The 17,954-nt window shown below is 72.8% G+C and carries 14 protein-coding genes and 2 pseudogenes; 8 read left to right on the top strand and 8 right to left on the bottom strand.

Annotated elements, in window-relative coordinates:
- Window positions 1–31: 31 nt before the first annotated feature.
- The 5 genes from H958_RS0130050 to H958_RS0130030 form a co-directional block, all read right to left on the bottom strand.
- Window positions 32–778 (bottom strand): HpcH/HpaI aldolase family protein, encoded by a 747-nt coding sequence (locus tag H958_RS0130050; protein ID WP_051325008.1) that lies wholly within the window; start codon window positions 776–778, stop codon window positions 32–34.
- 66 nt (window positions 779–844) lie between these two features.
- A complete protein-coding gene (locus H958_RS0130045) occupies window positions 845–1,375 on the bottom strand; it encodes a cupin domain-containing protein (protein WP_028061370.1) in 531 nt (176 codons plus the stop codon).
- A gap of 149 nt (window positions 1,376–1,524) precedes the next feature.
- Window positions 1,525–2,448 carry an ArgK/MeaB family GTPase gene (locus tag H958_RS41380; RefSeq protein ID WP_037412072.1) on the bottom strand — a complete coding sequence of 308 codons (924 nt, stop codon included), beginning with the start codon at window positions 2,446–2,448 and terminating at the stop codon, window positions 1,525–1,527.
- Window positions 2,445–4,409, bottom strand: coding sequence for a protein meaA (locus H958_RS41375; RefSeq protein WP_037412070.1), 1,965 nt, complete (start codon window positions 4,407–4,409; stop codon window positions 2,445–2,447). Before H958_RS41375 ends, H958_RS41380 begins: the two co-directional genes overlap by 4 nt.
- A gap of 20 nt (window positions 4,410–4,429) precedes the next feature.
- Window positions 4,430–5,407: an aldo/keto reductase gene (locus H958_RS0130030; RefSeq protein WP_028061369.1), complete on the bottom strand. Its 978-nt coding sequence runs from the start codon at window positions 5,405–5,407 to the stop codon at window positions 4,430–4,432.
- 46 nt (window positions 5,408–5,453) lie between these two features.
- On the opposite strand from H958_RS0130030, the pseudogene H958_RS0130025 reads away from it, so the two are divergent.
- The 3 genes and pseudogenes from H958_RS0130025 to H958_RS41370 all read left to right on the top strand — a co-directional run.
- Window positions 5,454–5,759, top strand: a pseudogene (locus tag H958_RS0130025) (ferritin family protein); the annotation flags it as partial.
- A 101-nt stretch (window positions 5,760–5,860) separates the two neighbouring features.
- Window positions 5,861–6,667, top strand: a complete 807-nt coding sequence (locus tag H958_RS0130020; RefSeq protein WP_028061367.1) for a family 1 encapsulin nanocompartment shell protein — start codon at window positions 5,861–5,863, stop codon at window positions 6,665–6,667.
- A gap of 13 nt (window positions 6,668–6,680) precedes the next feature.
- The gene (locus H958_RS41370) at window positions 6,681–7,526 is read left to right on the top strand and encodes a fumarylacetoacetate hydrolase family protein (protein ID WP_028061366.1); all 846 of its coding nucleotides are present in this window, start codon (window positions 6,681–6,683) and stop codon (window positions 7,524–7,526) included.
- Here the strand turns inward: H958_RS41370 and H958_RS0130010 are convergent.
- Window positions 7,523–8,410, bottom strand: a complete 888-nt coding sequence (locus H958_RS0130010) for an alpha/beta fold hydrolase (RefSeq protein WP_051325007.1) — start codon at window positions 8,408–8,410, stop codon at window positions 7,523–7,525. The two genes, H958_RS41370 and H958_RS0130010, sit on opposite strands and share 4 nt — an antisense overlap.
- A 95-nt stretch (window positions 8,411–8,505) precedes the next feature.
- Here H958_RS0130010 and H958_RS0130005 point away from each other — a divergent pair, with 95 nt between their 5' ends.
- Both H958_RS0130005 and H958_RS41365 read left to right on the top strand, forming a co-directional pair.
- Window positions 8,506–8,970, top strand: a complete 465-nt coding sequence (locus tag H958_RS0130005) for a winged helix-turn-helix transcriptional regulator (protein ID WP_051325006.1) — start codon at window positions 8,506–8,508, stop codon at window positions 8,968–8,970.
- A 73-nt stretch (window positions 8,971–9,043) separates the two neighbouring features.
- The gene (locus H958_RS41365; RefSeq protein WP_051325005.1) at window positions 9,044–11,053 is read left to right on the top strand and encodes a sensor histidine kinase; all 2,010 of its coding nucleotides are present in this window, start codon (window positions 9,044–9,046) and stop codon (window positions 11,051–11,053) included.
- Between the two features lie 104 nt (window positions 11,054–11,157).
- On the opposite strand, the gene H958_RS0129995 is transcribed toward H958_RS41365, so the two are convergent.
- Complete coding sequence (locus H958_RS0129995; protein WP_028061363.1) at window positions 11,158–11,868, bottom strand: FadR/GntR family transcriptional regulator; 711 nt, start codon at window positions 11,866–11,868, stop codon at window positions 11,158–11,160.
- Window positions 11,869–12,110: 242 nt separating this feature from the next.
- On the opposite strand from H958_RS0129995, the gene H958_RS44375 reads away from it, so the two are divergent.
- Window positions 12,111–15,602, top strand: coding sequence for a LamG domain-containing protein (locus H958_RS44375; RefSeq protein ID WP_156028409.1), 3,492 nt, complete (start codon window positions 12,111–12,113; stop codon window positions 15,600–15,602).
- A 1-nt stretch (window position 15,603) separates the two neighbouring features.
- On the opposite strand, the gene H958_RS0129985 is transcribed toward H958_RS44375, so the two are convergent.
- Window positions 15,604–16,542 carry an aldo/keto reductase gene (locus tag H958_RS0129985; protein ID WP_028061362.1) on the bottom strand — a complete coding sequence of 313 codons (939 nt, stop codon included), beginning with the start codon at window positions 16,540–16,542 and terminating at the stop codon, window positions 15,604–15,606.
- A gap of 229 nt (window positions 16,543–16,771) precedes the next feature.
- Between H958_RS0129985 and H958_RS41355 the strand changes: the two are divergent.
- Window positions 16,772–17,227: pseudogene (locus tag H958_RS41355) on the top strand (ABC transporter permease); the annotation flags it as partial.
- Entirely contained in the window at window positions 17,224–17,952 is a 729-nt protein-coding gene (locus tag H958_RS41350; RefSeq protein ID WP_051325003.1) for an amidohydrolase family protein, read from the top strand. The pseudogene H958_RS41355 and the gene H958_RS41350, both read left to right, overlap by 4 nt.
- The last annotated feature ends 2 nt before the right edge of the window (window positions 17,953–17,954 follow it).

Below are 17,954 nucleotides of genomic sequence, written 5' to 3'. Positions count from 1 at the left end.
AGATGCACCGTGTGGGCCGGCGATGCCCCTCTCAGTCGTCGCGTGCGGCCGCGAGCGCGGCGCGCGCGCCGGCCATCATCATCGTCGCGTCGGAGCCGATGCCGATCATCCGGAAGCCGTCGGCGATCGCCTCGGGCACGCGCTCCGGCGAGCCGAGGAAGATCCCCGCGGCCTTGCCCGCGTCGCGCGCCGCGGTGACCACGCGCTCGACGGCCTCGCGGTACTCGACGTCGTCGAACTCGCGGAAGCGGCCCATCGAGAACGTGAGGTCGCTGGGGCCGATGAAGACGACGTCGATCCCGTCCACGGACGCGATCCGCTCGACCTCCTCGACCGCCTCGGGCGATTCGATCTGGGCGACGCCGAGCGTCGTCCGCCGAGCGTTCTCGATCGCGTCGGGGTCGGTTCCGTAGCGGGCGCCGCGGTTGTACAGCGCGACGCCGCGGCTGCCCGCCGGCCCGTAGTGCAGCGCGGCCGCCCACGCCTCGGCGGCGGCGCCCGAGCTCACCTGCGGGCACATCACGCCCTCGACCCCGAGGTCGAGCAGGCGCGTCGTCCGCGACCGCTCGGCCGACTCGACGCGCGCGAGCGCATGCACGCCCGCCGCGCGGGCCCCAAGCACCTGCCCGAGCACCTGCGACTCATGGCCGCCGCCGTGCTCGAGGTCCACCAACAGCCAGTCGAAGCCGGCCAGGCCGAGCGCCTCGGCGGCCAGCGGGCTGCCGAACGAGAGGAAGCTGCCGAACAGCGTCTCCCCCGCCGCAAGCCGTTCCTTCATGGACGTCACGGCGGGGGAGTCTATGGCCGCGGGCGCAACGCGCGCGGGCACGGTTTCGTCCGGGCGCTAGACCGCCGGCAGCGGCTTGCGCGCGATCAGGGCGAGCGGGGCCATCGTCGCCTGCTGCACCCACGCGGGCGGGAAGGCGCCCCGGACCTCGCGGCGGAACCTGCGCGTGAACTGCGCGAGGGCGAGGGGGCGGGGCATGCCGCTCGGGAGCGTCCGGCCCTCCTCGGCGAGCCGCACCGCGGTCTCGAGCAGCTCGGCCATCTGCAGTGCGGGGCGCACCTCGACGCGGGCGCGCGCGACCGTCTCGCCGCCGTTGGCGAACTTGTGCGCCGCGCCCGGCGGCACGGTCACGATGTCGCCGGCCTGGGCCACGATCGTCTTGCGGCCGAGCTTGAACGTCATCGTGCCCTCGACCACGCGGAAGCACTCGGTCTGCTCCGGGTGCACGTGCAGGCCGGGCACCTTGCCGTCGGGCGTCAGCTCGAGGTCGAACGCGAGCAGCTCGCCGTCGGTCTCCGCGGCGGTGCTCACGAACGTGATCGTCTCGCCGGAGACGGGGTTGTCGAGGGTCTGTCCGATATGGGCCATGTCGAGCTTCCTTGCACTGGGGAGGTTGTGCGGTCCACTCTCGCGGCCCGCGCGTCGCCTGTCGTCGGCCGCGCTGGTGATCCGGACCAGCCCAGCGGACGGTCCGGCGTCATCCCCGGGGATGACCCGCCGTCGGCATCGCGGAGGAGTCAGGCCGCGCGCGCCTCGAGCCGCCGCAGCAGCTCGGGCTCGTCCAGCGCTGCGTCCTGCTCGGCAAGCCAGCGGACCGCGGCGCGGCGGCCGCCGAGCGCGCGCAGGCCGCGCTCCCCGTGCTCGGCGATGAAGTCGGCGAGCGCGCCGAGGCGGTGGGCTCGCGTGCGCACCGCCGCGAGGTCGAGCGACGCGCGATGCGCGTCCAGGGCGTGCGCGAGCGCGTCGATCCCCCGCACCGGCGCGACCGAGCTGACCGCGACGACCGGCGTCTCACGCGCGCCGAGCGCGCCGAGCGCGGAGCACAGGTCCTGCTCGGCGCGCCGCGCGACCGGCCCGAGGTCGGCCTTGGTGACGACGAGCACGTCGGGCACCTCCATGATCCCGGCCTTCAGGAACTGCAGCGCGTCCCCGGAGCCGGGCTGGACGACGACCGCGACGCTGTCGGCGGCCTCCGCGACGTCGGTCTCCGACTGTCCCACGCCGACCGTCTCGATCACCACGAGGTCGAACGCGCTGGCGAGCGCCTGCGCCGCGGCGCGGGTCGCGGGAGCCAGGCCGCCGAGCCGCTCGCCCGCGGCCATCGAGCGGATGAAGACGTCGCGGTCGGCGGGGTCGTGCTCGATCCGCGCGCGGTCGCCGAGCAGCGCGCCGCCCGAGCGCTTCGAGGAAGGGTCGACGGCGAGCACCGCGACCGAGCGGCCCTCGCGCCGCCACTCGCGCAGGAGCGCGGACAGGAGCGTCGACTTGCCGGCGCCCGGCGGCCCGGTGACGCCCACGATGTGGCCCGCGCCGTCGCCTGCCGCGGTCACCAGCGCGGACGCCTGGAGGCGCGCGGTGCGCGTCTCGAGCAGGTTCAGCGCGGCGGGCGCGGCCGTGCGGTCGCCGGCGCGCAGCCGGGCGCCGAGCTCGGCGCCGGTCACGCGGCTGCCGGGGTGGGCGGGATCCCCATCCTCCCGGCGACGAGCGCCACGATGTCGCGCATGATCCGGTCGAGCTCGAAGTCCTTCGGCGTGTACACCGCCGCGACGCCCGCCGCCTTGAGCTCGGCCACGTCCGCCTCGGGGATGATCCCGCCGACGACGACCGGAATGTCCGCGCCGTCGAGCGCGGCGATCACGTCGGGGATCAGCTCCCGATGCGAGCCCGAGAGGATCGAGAGGCCGACCACGTGGACGCCCTCGTCGACCGCGGACCGCGCGATCTGCGCGGGCGTGAGCCGGATGCCCTCGTACACGACGTCCATGCCCGCGTCGCGCGCCCGCACGGCGATCTGCTCGGCGCCGTTGGAGTGCCCGTCCAGCCCCGGCTTGCCGACCAGGATCTTCAGGGTCCGCCCGAGCGCCTCCGACACGCGCGCGACCTCGTCGCGCAGGTCTTCGTCGGCCGCCGGCGACGCCGCCTCGCCGACGCCCGTCGGCGCGCGATAGGAGCCGAAGACGTCGCGCAGCGCCTGCGCCCACTCGCCGGTCGTCACGCCCGCCCGCGCCGCGGCCAGCGTCGCGGGCATGATGTTCTCGTCGCTCGCCGCCACCCGGCGCAGCTCCTCCAGCGCCTCCGAGACGTCGCCTCGCGACGCGCGCCAGGAAGCCAGGGCCGCGCACGCCTGTGCCTCCACCGACGGATCGACGACCAGGATCCCGCCGTCCTGCGTCAGCGGCGAGGGCTCGGTCTCGGTGAACCGGTTGACGCCGACGAGCACCTGCTGCCCCGACTCGATCCGGGCGATCCGCTCGCGGTGCGACTCCACGAGCGCCGCCTTCATGTACGGCACCGCCTCGACCGCGCCGCCGCGCTCCTCGACGCGCGCCAGCTCCTCCCGCGCGCCGTCGATCAGCTCGCCGACCAATCCATCCATGACCTTCGAGCCCTCGAAGATGTCCGGGTACTCGAGCAGGTCGGTCTCGTACGCGAGCACCTGCTGGATCCGCAGCGACCACTGCTGGTCCCACGGCCGCGGCAGCCCCAGCGCCTCGTTCCAGGCGGGAAGCTGCACCGCCCGCGCCCGCGCGTCGCGGCCCAGCGTCACGCCCAGCGCCTCGAGCACGATCCGCTGGACGTTGTTCTCCGGCTGGGACTCGGTCAGGCCGAGCGAGTTGACCTGCACGCCGTACCGGAACCGCCGCTGCTTGGCGTCCTCGACCCCGTAGCGCGAGACCCCGAGCTCGTCCCACAGCCGCGTCATCGCGCGCAGCTTCGCGTGCTCCTCGATGAACCGCACACCGGCGTTGACGAAGAACGAGATGCGCCCGAACACGGCGCCCATGCGGTCCTGCGGCACCCGCTCGCGCACCGCGTCCAGCACCGCCATGGCGGTCGCGAGGGAGTACGCGATCTCCTGCACCGGCGTCGCGCCCGCCTCCTGCAGGTGGTAGGAGCAGATGTTGACCGGGTTCCAGCGCGGGACGTGCTCGACCGTGTAGGCGACCATGTCCGCGATCAGCCGCATCGACGGCCCGGGCGGGAACGCGTAGGTCCCGCGCGAGAGGTACTCCTTGATGATGTCGTTCTGCGTCGTCCCCTGCAGCGCGCACTCCGCGACGCCCTGCTCGTCGGCCGCGACGATGTAGAGCGCCAGCAGCCACGCCGCCGTGGCGTTGATCGTCATCGACGTGTTCATCTCGCCGAGCGGGATGCCGTCGAGCAGCGTCGCCATGTCGCCCCGGTGCGCGACCGGCACGCCGACCTTGCCGACCTCGCCGCGCGCCAGCTCGTGATCGGCGTCGTAGCCGGTCTGCGTCGGCAGGTCGAACGCTACCGAGAGCCCCGTCTGGCCCTTGGCCAGGTTGCGCCGGTAGAGCTCGTTGGAGCGCGCCGCGGTGGAGTGCCCCGCGTAGGTGCGGATCATCCACGGCCGGTCGCGCTCGGGCAGCCGGTGCGTCATATGGAGATGGTATTGATGCGCTACCAGCGCTGATGCACGTACGGCGCGATGCGCTGCTCGTAGACGGCGGCGACGTGCTCCATCGTCGAGGCGTCGAGCGGCGCGAGCGAGGCGGCGGCGACGTTCGCCTGCGCCTGCTCGGCGTTGCGGGCGCCGGGGATCACGGTGCTGACCGCGTCGTGCATGAGGATCCAGCGCAGCGCGAACTGCGCCATCGTCGCCCCCTCGCGCACGACCGGCCGCAGCTCCTCGACGGCGTCGAGCCCGACCTCGTACGGCACGCCTGCGAAGGTCTCGCCGACGTCGAAGGACTCGCCGCGGCGGTTGAAGGTCCGGTGGTCGTCGGCGCCGAACGTCGTCTCGGCCGTGTACTTGCCCGACAGCAGGCCCGAGGCCAGCGGCACGCGCACGATCACCCCGACGCCGCGCGCCGCCGCCTCGCGCAGGAACACGCCGGCCGGCCGCTGGCGGAACGCGTTGAAGATGATCTGGACCGTCTGGACGTTCGGGTACTCGATCGCCTTCAGCGCCTCCTCGACGCGCTCCACGCTGACGCCGTAGGCCGCGATCCGGCCCTCCGCGACCATCGCCTCGAGGCCGTCGAAGACCTCCGGCGCGTAGTACAGGTCGGTCGGCGGGCAATGCAGCTGGACGAGGTCGAGCGTCTCCATCCCGAGGTTCTCGCGCGAGCGGTCGTTCCACGCGCGGAAGTTCTCGGGCGAGTAGTTCGCGACCACCTGATCCAGCCGCCGGCCCATCTTCGTCGCCACCGTGATCTCCGGGCGCTCGCGGCGCAGCCGTCCGACCAGGCGCTCGGAGCGCCCGTCGCCGTACACGTCGGCCGTGTCGAAGAACGTCACGCCGGCGTCGGCCGCGGCGTGCAGCGTCGCCATCGCGGCGTCCTCGTCGACGCTTCCCCAGTCGCCGCCGATCTGCCACGCGCCGAACCCGACCTCTGAGACCTGACGGCCCGTTCGGCCGAGTGTGAGCGTTCGCATGCCGAGCGAGGCTAGCGGCCGTGCGGGAACCCCGTACTGTGCAGCCATGGGCTTCGACCAGTACCACGAGCCGCCGGACGAGCTGCCGGCGCAGACCCGGACGTTCGCGCGCATGTGCGCATCGCTGACTGAAGAGGCCGAGGCGATCGGTTGGTACGAGCAGCGCATCGCGATCGAGTCCGATCGCGAGGCCGTCGCGGTCATGCGCAACGCGCAGGGCGAGGAGTTCAAGCACTTCGCGATGGACCTCGAGTACCTGTTGCGCAAGAAGCCGCTGTGGCGCGAGATCGCCAGGGGGATCCTGTTCCAGGAGGGCGACATCGTGTCCCGCGGCGAGGTGTCCGAGGAGGAGGCCGGCGAGGAGTCGCTCGAGAGCGTCGACGTCCCCGGGGTCGCGGCGCCGCTCGAGGCTCCGATCTCGCTCGGCATCGGTGGGCTGAAGGGAGCGGTGCGATGAGCCATCTGCTGCGCTCGCACGCGCCGCTGACCGACTCCGACTGGGGCCTGATCGACGAGGAGGCGCGCGACCGCCTGACGGTCGCCCTCGCCGCCCGCCGGCTCGTCGACTTCGACGGCCCGAAGGGCTGGACGTACTCGGCCGGCAACCTCGGCCGTGTGAACGCGCTCGCGGGCACGCTCGTCGAGGGCGTCGAGGGCGCCCAGCGGCGCGTGCTCCCCGTGGTCGAGCTGCGCGCCGAGTTCAGCGTCGCGCGCCAGGAGCTGCGGGCCGCCGAGCGCGGGGCCGAGGACGTCGACCTCGACGCGCTCGACGCGGCCGCGCTGAACATCGCGCTGGCCGAGAACGTGGCCGTCTTCCACGGCTGGGAGGAGGCCGGCATCGCCGGCATCAGCGAGGCGAGCTCGCACGAGCCGATCCCGCTCGGCGACGCCGCGGGCCAGTACCCGGGCGCCGTCGCGCGCGCGGCCGAGCGCCTGCTGCGCGCCGGCATCCCGCGGCCTTATGGGCTCGCCCTGGGCCCGGAGTGCTACCGCGCGGTGGTGGAGACGACCGAGCACGGCGGCTACCCGGTGTTCGAGCACCTCGAGCACATCATCGGCGGCGCGCTCGTGCGCGCGCCCGGCGTGCGCGGAGCGGTGCTCGTGAGCCAGCGCGGCGGCGACTTCCTGTTCGAGTCGGGCCAGGACCTCGCGATCGGCTACCGGTCGCACGACGACGACGCCGTGCGCCTGTACCTCGAAGAGAGCTTCACCTTCCGCGTCGCCACGCCCGAGGCGGCGATCGCGCTCACGACCGGCTAGCTTGGTCTTACCGATGCGCTATCGCACCCTCCAGCTCGCGGGCGGGCCGCACGTCGTCGCCGACGCGCCCGACGGCCCGCGCCTGACCGCGGGCGGCGCGGACCGCACGCTGTCGGATCTCCTCGCCCTGCCCGCCGCCGACCGCGATGCGGCGCTGGCCCCGGGCGGGCCCGCGCCCGCGGGCGCTGGGGAGCTCGCTCCGCTGCGGCCGTCCGCGATCGTCTGCATCGGCCTCAACTACGCCGACCACGTGCGCGAGTCGGGGATGGAGACGCCGAAGCGGCCGCTCATCTTCGCCAAGCTCCCGCAGTCGGTGATCGGCCCGGGCGAGGCCGTCGTGATCGATCCGGAGGTGACCGAGCAGGTCGACTGGGAGGTCGAGCTGGCCGTCGTGATCGGCGAGACGGCGCGCAACGTGCCGGCCGAGCGCGCGCTCGAGCATGTCTTCGGCTACACGGTCGGCAACGACGTGTCGGCGCGCGACCTGCAGTTCGCCGACGTCCAGTGGGTGCGCGCGAAGAGCCTCGACACCTTCTGCCCGCTCGGGCCCGCGGTCGTCACGCGCGACGAGGTGCCCGACCCGCAGGCGCTCGCGCTGCGCACGCGCGTCAACGGCGAGCCTGTGCAGGACTCGAGCACGTCGGAGATGATCTTCGGCGTCGCGGAGCTGATCGCGTTCTGCTCGCGCAGCTTCACGCTGCGCCCCGGCGACGTGCTGCTCACGGGCACGCCGTGGGGCTGCGGCGCGTTCATGGATCCGCCGCGCTTCCTGGCGCCGGGCGACACGGTCGAGACCGAGGTCGAGGGTGTCGGCACGCTCGTGAACCCGGTCCGCTCCGCCGTCGCGGTGTCCGCTTAGGACGACTCCTCCACGAAGTCGCGGATCGCCTCGGCGAGCCGCGCCGGCTGGTCGAGCGGGATCAGCGTGTAGCTGTCCGGGATCTCGACGAGCCGTCCCCGCGGGAGCAGGTCGGCGAGCCGGCGCCCGTGCTCGGGCGGCATGACGCGATCCTCGCTCGCCCACACGACGAGGGCGGGACGGTCGAACTCCGGCAGGCGCTCGGCCGCGTCGAGCATCAGGCTGCGCTCGGCGCCGATCGCCCGCAGGACGCGGACCGTGTCGCGGCGGATCTCGCGCTGCTCGAGCACCGGCCGGATCCAGCGGGCGGTCGCGGCGTCCCCGCGCTTGGTGAGCCGCCCGAAGGCCAGCGGGAGCCGCCGGAAGGGCCGCAGGCGCAGCTGCTGCATGAACAGGCCGAACAAGCGGGGCGCGAGCTTGCCGCTCAGCACGAGCGTCCTGCCGGTCAGGCCGGGCGGGAAGTTGTCGAACGCATCGCAGGAGACCAGCACGATGCGGCCGGCGCGGGCGGCGCCTTCTGCCGCGATCAGTTGGACGAGCGCACCGCCCGTGTCGTTGCCGACGAGCGTGACGTCGTCCAGGTCGAGGCGGTCGAGCAGCTCGCCGACGAGCCGGGCGAGCCCGGGCGGCGACAGGTCGGCGCCGGGACGCATCGCCTGACGGTGGGCTCCCAGCGGCAGTGTGGGCGCGATGCAGCGGTGCCCCGGCGCGAGCTCGGCGATCACGTGCTCCCACAGCGACGCGTCCATCAGCAGGCCCGGCAGCAGCACGATCGTGGGGCCGTCGCCGCCGGTGTCCTCGTATTCGATCGTCCCCGCGGACAGCTCGAGCTCGCGGGCGGTGACCGCGGCGCCGTGCGGATCTGCGGTGTCGGTGGGTCCCATCGGGCGTCAGCTCCTTGATCTCGACTGGTTTCGCAGCGAAACTAGTTTCGAGCACGACCTAGTTTCAATCTCGATCCGAGGAGATCGCGAACCAGTTGCCGAAGGGGAACCACACGCCCGCCCGTCCGCCGCGCGACGCCGTCGAGCTGGCCGTCGACGTCCTCAGCGATCGCTGGACGTTCCTGATCCTGCGCGAGGCGTACTTCGGCGTGCGCCGCTATGGCCATATGCAACGCAATCTCGGCATCGCCCGCAACGTGCTCGCCGATCGGCTGCGGCAGCTGGTCGCCGACGGCATGTTCGAGCGCGTGCGCTACCGCACCGACCCGGACTGGTACGAGTACCGCCTGACCGAGCGCGGGCTCGACCTCTATCCGGTGATCGTCGGTCTGATGCGCTGGTCCGACCGCCATCTGGCCGGCGCCGGCGAGGGCCCCGCGCTGGAGCTGCTCCACCGCTCCTGCGGCATGCCCGCCGACCCGTATCTCGCGTGCACGCACTGTCACGAGCCCTTGACCGCGCGGGACATCGAGGCACGCGCGATCTCGCCGGGCGGATGACGGCACGCCCTGCCCGGGCGGTCCGGGACGGCCCGGCTTGGTGCTACGGGCACGCTGGGTTTAGCCTCGATCCATGACCGCACAGCTGCGCCCGCGGCAAGTCCGTGCGGGTGCCGAGATCGCGCTCGCGTTCGCCGTGGGTGTCGCCTCGTTCGCGGTCGTCGCGGTGCTGCTCGAGGTCGCCGAGTCGACGATCGTCGCGATCCTGCTCGGCGTGGCGTGCATCGCCGCCGTGATCGCGGTCGGCTGGTGGTGCGGCACCGCCTATGCGTCGCCGCTCGCGATCGCGTTCCTCGTCGCCTACGACTGGTACGCGTTCCCGCCGACGCACCCGCGCGCGTTCCCGGGCACCGAGGACCTCTTGAACCTGGTCGCGTACCTCGCCGGCGCGGTGCTGGTGGGAGAGATCGGGGCCTTCGCGAGCCGGCGCGCCGAGCGCTCGGACGCCGCGCGCGCCGTGCTGGCCGAGGAGCAGGCCGCGCTGCGCCGCGTGGCGACGCTGGTCGCGCGCGGCGTCGCGCCGGAGCAGCTGTTCGCCGCCGTCGTGCGCGAGCTCGGCCATCTGCTCGACGCGGACGCCACGCACATGGGGCGCTACGAGCCCGACGGCACCGCGGTCGGCATCGCGAGCTGGAGCCGCGCGGGCGATCACACCCCGATCGGGACGCGCGCCCCGGTCGACGGTCTCAACGTCGCGTCGCTCGTGCGCCAGACCCGGCAGCCGGCGCGCATGGACAACTACACCGACGTCGCGGACCCGATCGCGTCGATGCTGAGCCAGCGCGGCATCTACTCCTCGGTCGGCGCGCCGATCGTCGTCGACGGGCGGCTGTGGGGCGTCATGCTCGCGTCGTCGAAGGCGCAGGATCAGCCGCTGCCGGCCGACACCGAGCTGCGGATCGCCGCGTTCAGCGAGCTGGTCTCGACGGCGATCTCGAACGCCAACGCGCGCGCGGAGACAGAGCGGCTCACGGACGAACAGGCGGCGCTGCGGCGCGTCGCCACGCTGGTCGCGGAAGGCTCGCCTCCGGAGGCCATCTTCGCTGCGGTCGCGGAGGAGTTCGGCCGCCTGCTGCACGTCGACGACATGCGGATGGTCCGCTACGAGGAGCATGGGACGTTCGGCGTGATCGTCGGCAGCTGGGGCGCGTTCGATCACGCGATGGGCGTCGGCGAGCGCATGCGCATCGGCGGCGTGAACGTCGCCTCGCTGGTGCTGGAGAGCGGGAGAGCGGCGCGGGTCGACGACTTCAACCAGTCGGACGGGCCGATCGGGGAGCTGGCGCGGAAGGCGGGGGTCCGCTCGGCGGTCGGCGCGCCGATCCTCGTCGACGGCCGCATGTGGGGCGCGATGGTCGCGGCCTCGGGGAGGCCGCAGCCGCTGCCGGCGAGCACCGAGGAGCGGCTCGGTCAGTTCACCGAGCTGGTCGCGACGGCGATCTCCAACATCCAGGCGCGCGCGGACCTCGACGCCTCGCGCGCGCGGCTCGTGGAGGCCACCGACGAGGAGCGTCGCCGGCTCGTCCGCGACCTCCACGACGGCGCGCAGCAGCGCCTGGTCCACACGGTGATAACGCTCAAGCTCGCGCTGCGCGCGTTCGAGCATCACGACGGGGGCGTGCCGGCGCTCATGCGCGAGGGGATCGAGCAGGCGGAGGGCGCGATGGTCGAGTTGCGCGAGCTCGCGCACGGGATCCTCCCGGCCGCGCTCACCAGCGGCGGCCTGCGGGCGGGCATCGACGCCCTCGTGTCACGCATGTCGGTGCCGGTCGAGCTCGACGTCGAGCCCGTGCGGCTGCCGGCCGCGGTCGAGTCGACCGCCTACTTCGTCGTCGCCGAGGCGCTGACCAACGTCGCCAAGCACTCCCACGCGTCCGGCGCCACGGTCGCGGCGCACGTCGTGCAGCATGCGCTGCACGTCACCGTGTGCGACGACGGCGTCGGCGGCGCCCGGATCGAGGGCAGCGGCCTGCAGGGGCTCGCGGACCGGCTCGCCATCCTCCACGGGCAGCTGACGGTCGAGAGCCCCGCGGCCGGAGGGACGCAGGTGACGGCGGCGATCCCGATCCCTGCGGACGAGTGAGGCCTGGTCGTCCTCGCCCTCGCGCGGAGCGTCGCCGGGATCGGTTCTCTCGCGGCGGGCCGCCACGCCCGCGGGCGGGAACTACGCCGACACCAGCATCGCGCTCAGGCCGCCGCGCTCTCGGGCGCCTCGTCGTCGGCGGCCTCGAGCGCGTGCTCGAGCCACGCCTCGACTGAGGAGACGTGGGCGATCGAGAGGCCGGCGGCGATGTCGACGCGGCGGTGCAGGAGCGCCGCGTAGATCGCCTGGTGGTCGGCCTTGGTCTGCTCGATCGCGCCGGCCTGCGTGACGCCGCGCCAGACCCGTGCGCGCGACGTGCGGCTGGAGAAGGAGTCCAGCAGCGACGCGAGCACCGGGTTGCGCGAGGCGACTGCGATCGTCCGATGAAAGGCGAGGTCGTTCTCGACGAACGCCTCGACCGTCTCGCACGCGTCCATCTCGCTGACGAGCGTCGCGAGCGCCTCCAGCTCCTCCTCGGTCGCGTGCTGGGCCGCCAGCGCCGCGGCCGAGGACTCGAGCATGCGGCGGACCTCGAGCACGTGCAGCAGCGTGCGGTCCTGGTGGAAGTCCGCGACGAAGCTGATCGTCTCCAGCAGGATGTCCGGCTCCAGGCTGGTGACGTAGGTGCCGTCGCCCTGGCGCGTCTCGAGGATCCGGATCAAGGTCAGTGCGCGCACCGCCTCGCGCAGCGAGTTGCGCGAGAGACCGAGGCGGCCGGCGAGGTCGGCCTCCTTGGGCAACCTGTCGCCGGGGCGAAGCTCCCCGCGGATGATCATGCCCTTGATCTCGTCGATCGCCTGCTGGGTGACGCTCATTCCTCCGATCTTTCTACCGCACGGCCCTCACCGCAACGTTTTCGACCTGATTCGCATCGCGGCTCTACGTGGCCGCGCGTCTATCTCCCCCGAATTGACCGGACGAATAGACCTTTCATGAGGATGAAAGATCCCGCTCAACTCGTGAAAGGTCGCAAACATCGGGTCAATGCCTTGACTTGATCCGCGCTGGAGGTAATAGTTGCGCGGCTGGCCGAACGGGGCTGACGAGGAGAGAGAGCGTGCGGGGTACGAGGATGATCGCGGCGCTCGCCGCCGCGATGGCTGTGCCGGCGCCGGCGGCGCTGGCCGACACGACGGCGTGGAGCAACGGGCATTTCGACGTCGACACGGCGAACGTCGTGCGGCGCTCGAACATCATCCTCGAGCAGGCGCCGGCCACCGGTCCGCTCTCCATGCCCGTCGGCAACGGCGTGATGGGCGCGGCGGTCTGGGCGCAGCAGGGCTTCACCGCCCAGCTCGAGCGCGCCGACACCTTCCCGACGCGCAGGTCGCCCGGACAGGTCGTGATCCCCGGCCTGCAGGCGATGACCAGCGCCGCGGACTACAAGGCGAGCGTCGACCTCTACGACGCCACCTACCGCCAGTCGGGCGGCGGCATGACGGCGACCACGTACGTGCGCGCCGACAAGGACGAGCTGGTCGTCGACGTCACCGGCGCCGACCCGGCGTCCGCCCAGACGGCCCAGGTCAACCTGCAGGCCGGCCGCACCCCGCAGGCCGGCTCGAGCAACGGCATCGCGCGGCTCGCCGAGACGTGGGTCGACACCGGCAGCGCGAGCGGCGGCACCGGCAAGACGTTCGGGTCGCTCGCCGCGATCACCGCCGGCGGCCGCGACATCGTCTCCTCGGTCGTCGACGCCCGTACCGCGCAGGTCAGCTTCCGGCCCAACATCGACGGCTCCTTCCGCGTCGTGGTCTCGGTCCCGCACTGGACGGGCGGCGACGCCGCGGCGACCGCGGCCGCCACGCTCGGCTCCGACGCCACCGCTCCCGCCGACGCGCTCCGGAGCGCCCACCTGACCTGGTGGCACGACTACTGGAGCAAGGTCGGCCTGATGAAGCTGACCTCCGCCGACGGCACCGCGGACTACATGGAGAACCTGCGCACGATCTTCCTCTACGTCGAGGGCGCCTCCGAGCGCGACACGTTCCCGTCCAGCCAGGCCGGCGTCGCCGACATGTTCAACTTCTCGCGCGACCAGCAGTCGTGGGGCGGCGGCCACTACTGGTTCTGGAACATGCGGATGCAGATCGCCGCCAACATCGGCGCCGGCAACACCGCCATGAACGCGCCGCGGTTCCGGCTCTATCACGACAACCTCGACGCGATCCGCGCGTGGACGACGCTGCGGATGGGCGGGCGTCCCGGCATCTGCATCCCCGAGACCATGCGCTTCGATGGCACCGGCTGGTACACCGGCACCGACGAGGGCAACAGCTCCTGCGACTCGGTCGGCGCCGAGAGCTACAACAAGCGCAACATCACGACCGCCTCCGAGGTCGCCTCGTGGGTCTGGCGCACCTACCAGGCCACCGACGACCGCGCGTTCCTGGAGGCGAACTACCCACTGATCGCCGACGCCGCGCGCTTCATGCTCGCCTACAGCACCACCGGCGCCGACGGCAAGCTCCACACGTTCCCGTCCAATGCGCACGAGTCGCAGTGGGACGTGCATGACCCGATCACCGACATCGCGGCCATGAAGCAGCTGCTCCCGATCGTGGTCGAGTCGGCCACGCTGCTCGGCAAGGACCCGGACCTGGTGAGCGCCGCGCAGGCGGCGATCCCGAAGCTGCTCGACTTCCCGCGGACGGACGCGGCCACGCACACGCAGCTCAAGACGGCGGCCGGCGACAACGACGGAAACACCGTCCTCGGCTTCTCCTCGGACCCGGCGGCGCCGTTCCGCAACAGCGAGAACCTCGATCTCGAGCCGGTCTGGCCGTACAACCTGATCTCCGACCAGAGCCCGCTCTGGAACCTCGCGAGGACGACGTACGCGCGTCGCCGCAACATCAACTCCAACGACTGGACGTATGACCCCGTGCAGGCCGCGCGGCTGGGCATGGGATCCGAGGTCGCGTCGCGCCTGCGCGCGTCGACGTCCTCGTTCCAGCTGTTCGCCAACGGCCTCGCGAACCTCGGCAGCGGCGGCAACCTGACCGAGCCCTACGACGAGCAGGTCGGGGTCACCGCGCTGGCGCTCAACGAGTCGCTCGCGCAGGACTTCGACGGCCTGCTGCGGATCGCGCCCGCCGTCCCGCCCGGCTGGGACGCGGAGGGCACGGTCTTCCTCCAGCACCGCTCCAAGGTCGACGTGCAGGTTCAGGGCGGCACGATCACGACCGTCGCGATCGAGTCCGGCGCCGCGCACGACATCCGCGTCAAGAACCCCTGGCCCGGCCAGGGCGTGCAGGTCGTCGACGGGTCGGACACCGGCACGGTCGTCGTCCCGACCACCACCGCTGACACGTTCACGATCGCGGCGGCGGACGGCGGGAAGTACCTCGTCCAGCGCGCGAGCGCGCCAACGACCGCGCTGCCCAAGGCGCAGATCACCGGCACGCCGGCGACCAAGACGCGCCACCTGGCTCAGAGCAACGCCCGCATCGGCATCGACCCGGTCGGCTACGAGCCGCCGGGCCCGTGCGCCACGCCTGCCGGCCCCACCGTGGTCGCGTGGGACCCCAGCTCGGGCGACACGATCAAGGACTGGTCGAGCTACGGGCGCAACGGCGCGTTCGCCGGCGGCCCGGCGACCTACCTCGCGACCGGCCCGACCGGCAGCTCGGCGAGCATCGACGGCGGCCGCTACCTGCGGACCCCGGCGACGACGCTCGGCTACCTGCGCGAGGCGACGTTCGCGACCGAGATCAAGATCAACCCGGGCAGCAGCTACCGCCGCATCTGGGACTGGAAGACCGCGAGCGGCGGCGACGCCGACGGCATCCTGATCGACCTCACGCCGAGCGGCGCGCTGCGAGTGATCACGTCGGGCAGCGGCGTGACGACGACCGCCGTCCTGCCGACCGGCCGCTTCATCGACCTCGTGATCGCGTTCCAGCGGACCGGCGCGTTCGACGTGTACGTCGACGGGACGCGCCTGGGCGGCGGCACCTACAACTCGGGCTTCGGCATCAACGGCTGCGCCGGCGGCGAGTACCGCATCGGGGCCGACCAGACCGGCGGCCAGCGCATCAGCGCCGAGGTCGACCGCACGGCGGTCTTCACCAAGGCGCTGTCGGCCGGCGAGCGCGCCACCTGGCAGAAGCTCGCGTTCGTGGTCAAGGTCGACCAGCCGGTCGAGATCGGCGGCAGCGTCCCGGCGGTGCTGGCGCTGGCGATCAGCCCCGCGCCGTCCTTCGGCATCTTCACGCCGGGCAGGACGCAGGACTACACCGCCTCGGCCACGTCGAACGTGACCTCGACGGCGACCAACGCGACCCTGACCGTGGCCGACGCGAGCGCGACCGCCCCGGGCCACCTGGTCAACGGGAGCCACACGATGCCGCAGGCGCTGCAGGTCAAGGCGAGCGGGGCGTTCACGCCAGTGGGCGCGAGCCCAACCGGCCTCGCGAGTTGGACAGCACCGGTCTCGGGCGACACGGTGGGGATCGACGTCAAGCAGCCGATCGCCGCCGCCGACGCCCTCTACACGGGCACCTACGCGAAGACGTTGACGTTCACGCTGTCGACGACGATGCCGTAGGTCAGGGGACGGGGATGCGTGCGTCGAGCAGTCCGGCTGCGCGCAGCCCTCGCCACAACGCCGCGGGGATCGGCCTCTCGAACCCCGCGGCGTTGTCCCGGACCTCTTCACGCGACCGCGCGCCGACGAGCACGGAGGCGACGGCCGGATGACCGAGCGGGAAGCGCATGGCGGCGGCGGGGAGCGGCACGCCGTGCACCTCGCACGCCTCCTTCAGCGTCCGCGCGCGGGCCAGCAGCTCCTCGCCCGCCGGCGCGTAGTCGAACGTGGAGCCGCCCGCGAGCAGGCCGCTGTTGAAGACGCCGGCGGCGATCACGGCGACGCCGCGCCCGCCGCAGGCGCCGAGCAGGTCCAGCGCGCCGGCGTGGTCGAGCAGCGTGTAGCGGCCGGCCAGCAGGATGCAGTCCACATCGGCCTCGGCGACGATGCGGGCGAGCGGCGCGGCGTGGTTCATGCCGGCGCCGACGGCGCGGATGACGCCCTGCTCGCGCAGCTCGCACAGCGCGGGCACGGCTTCGGCGATCGCCTGCTCGAGGTGGTCGTCCGGGTCGTGGACGTGGACGATGTCGACGCGGTCGTGCCCCAGCCGCCCGAGGCTGTCCTCCAGCGACCTGAGGACCCCGTCGCGCGAGTAGTCGAACGCGAGCTCGGCCGGCGGCGCACCGGCGAAGTGGGTCGGGCGCTCGTCGCCGGCGCCAGGGTCCACGACCAGCCTCCCGACCTTCGTGGAGAGGATGTACTCGGCGCGCGGGCGCGAGCCCAGTGCGGCGCCGACCCGCCGCTCGGCGCGGCCGACGCCGTACTGCGGCGCGACGTCGAAGAACCGGATGCCGGCATCCCACGCCGCGTCGACCGCGTCGCGCGCCTGCTCGTCGCCGACCTCGGAGAAGAGCCCGCCGAGCGGGGCGCAGCCGAGTCCGAGCCGCGGCAGCTCGAGCATCGCTCAGCCTTCGTCGGTCACGTCGGCCATTGGTCCGATGTATATCACCGAGAACGTCGCGCTTGCGGAAACCGAGCGCTTGTGTTGAGCTAGTCATCGGATGATTTCTCCCGATCACACCAACGGCTCGCCGCATCTCGCCGACGTGGAGCGGATCGTCGAGCTCGAGGTTCGCGACGTGCGCTTCCCGACGTCGCGGATGCTCGACGGGTCCGACGCGATGAACCCGATGTGGATCTGCGTCGGGCTGTTCGCGATCGCCGGCGGCGTGCTCGGGTTCACGCGCTGGGGGCGCTCCCTGTACGCGATCGGCGGCAACCTCGACGCGGCGCGGGCGGCCGGCATCCGGACCGACCGCGTGCTGTGGTCGGTGCTGATCGTCGCCTCGCTGCTCGCCGCGATCGGCGGCATGCTGATCTCCGGCCGGCTCGCGTCGGTGGCGGCCAACCAGGGCAACGGCGCGATCTTCACCGTGTTCGCCGCTGCGGTGATCGGCGGCGTCTCGCTGAGCGGCGGCAAGGGCACCGTGTTCGGCGCCTTCACCGGGATCCTGCTGCTGTACACGATCCAGAACGTGCTGACGCTCGGCGGCGTGCCGGCGCAGTGGATCGACGCGCTCAACGGCGGGATCATCCTCGTGGCGCTGATGGTCTCGCGGATCACGAGCGGCCGGGCACAGGAGTGATCGCCGACGGCCACGTCCACTTCTGGGACCCGGGCCGGCTGCACTACGACTGGCTCCCTGACGAGCTGCGCCGCCCCTTCCTGCCCGAGGACTACGGCGGCGGCGCGGACGCGCTCGTGTTCGTGCAGGCCGATTGCCGCGACGACGAGGGGCGCGCGGAGGTCGAGTGGGTCGAGTCCTTGGGTGCCGTCTCGGCGATCGTCGCCTTCGCGCCGCTCGAGAACGATCCGGACCTCGTGTTCCCGCCGGTCGTCAAGGGCGTCCGCCGGCTCCTGCAGGGGCAGCCGGATGCGCTCTTCGACGCCGTCGTGAGCGGCGTCCGGCGCTGCGGCGAAGCCGGGCTCGTCTTCGACGCGTGCGTCACGCGCGAGCAGCTGCCGCTCGTGACCGCGCTCGCGGCGCGGTGCCCCGGCACGAGGATCGTGCTCGATCACCTCGGCAAGCCGCACGGGCTCGACCCGTGGCGCGAGCACGTCACCGTCCTCGCGGCGCGCGAGAACGTGTTCTGCAAGCTCTCGGGGCTTGAAGCCGAGCTCGGGCCCGGGTGGGCGCGGGAGGACGTGCGGCCGTACCTCTCCCACGCGTTGGACGTCTTCGGCGCCGAGCGCTGCCTCTACGGCTCGGACTGGCCGCTCACGCGGGATCCGGAGCGCTGGCTCGACGCGGTGGCGTCGGTCGCGCCCGCTTCGGTGCTCGCGAACGCCGCCGCCGTCTACGGTTTCTAGCC

This window comes from Candidatus Solirubrobacter pratensis (assembly GCF_000425945.1).
In the GTDB taxonomy this organism is placed as follows: Bacteria; Actinomycetota; Thermoleophilia; order Solirubrobacterales; family Solirubrobacteraceae; genus Solirubrobacter; species Solirubrobacter pratensis.
This window is presented reverse-complemented; position numbering and strand designations above follow the sequence as displayed.

Excerpts from the sequence above, each read along its gene's own strand:
- H958_RS0130020 (WP_028061367.1), top strand. The coding sequence starts at position 5,861 with ATGAGCCATCTGCTGCGCTCGCACGCGCCGCTGACCGACTCCGACTGG.
- H958_RS41375 (WP_037412070.1), bottom strand. The coding sequence starts at position 4,409 with ATGACGCACCGGCTGCCCGAGCGCGACCGGCCGTGGATGATCCGCACC.
- H958_RS0129995 (WP_028061363.1), bottom strand. The coding sequence starts at position 11,868 with ATGAGCGTCACCCAGCAGGCGATCGACGAGATCAAGGGCATGATCATC.
- H958_RS41365 (WP_051325005.1), top strand. The coding sequence starts at position 9,044 with ATGACCGCACAGCTGCGCCCGCGGCAAGTCCGTGCGGGTGCCGAGATC.
- H958_RS0129985 (WP_028061362.1), bottom strand. The coding sequence starts at position 16,542 with ATGCTCGAGCTGCCGCGGCTCGGACTCGGCTGCGCCCCGCTCGGCGGG.
- H958_RS0130050 (WP_051325008.1), bottom strand. The coding sequence starts at position 778 with ATGAAGGAACGGCTTGCGGCGGGGGAGACGCTGTTCGGCAGCTTCCTC.
- H958_RS0130045 (WP_028061370.1), bottom strand. The coding sequence starts at position 1,375 with ATGGCCCATATCGGACAGACCCTCGACAACCCCGTCTCCGGCGAGACG.
- H958_RS0130030 (WP_028061369.1), bottom strand. The coding sequence starts at position 5,407 with ATGCGAACGCTCACACTCGGCCGAACGGGCCGTCAGGTCTCAGAGGTC.
- H958_RS0130010 (WP_051325007.1), bottom strand. The coding sequence starts at position 8,410 with ATGGGACCCACCGACACCGCAGATCCGCACGGCGCCGCGGTCACCGCC.
- H958_RS41370 (WP_028061366.1), top strand. The coding sequence starts at position 6,681 with ATGCGCTATCGCACCCTCCAGCTCGCGGGCGGGCCGCACGTCGTCGCC.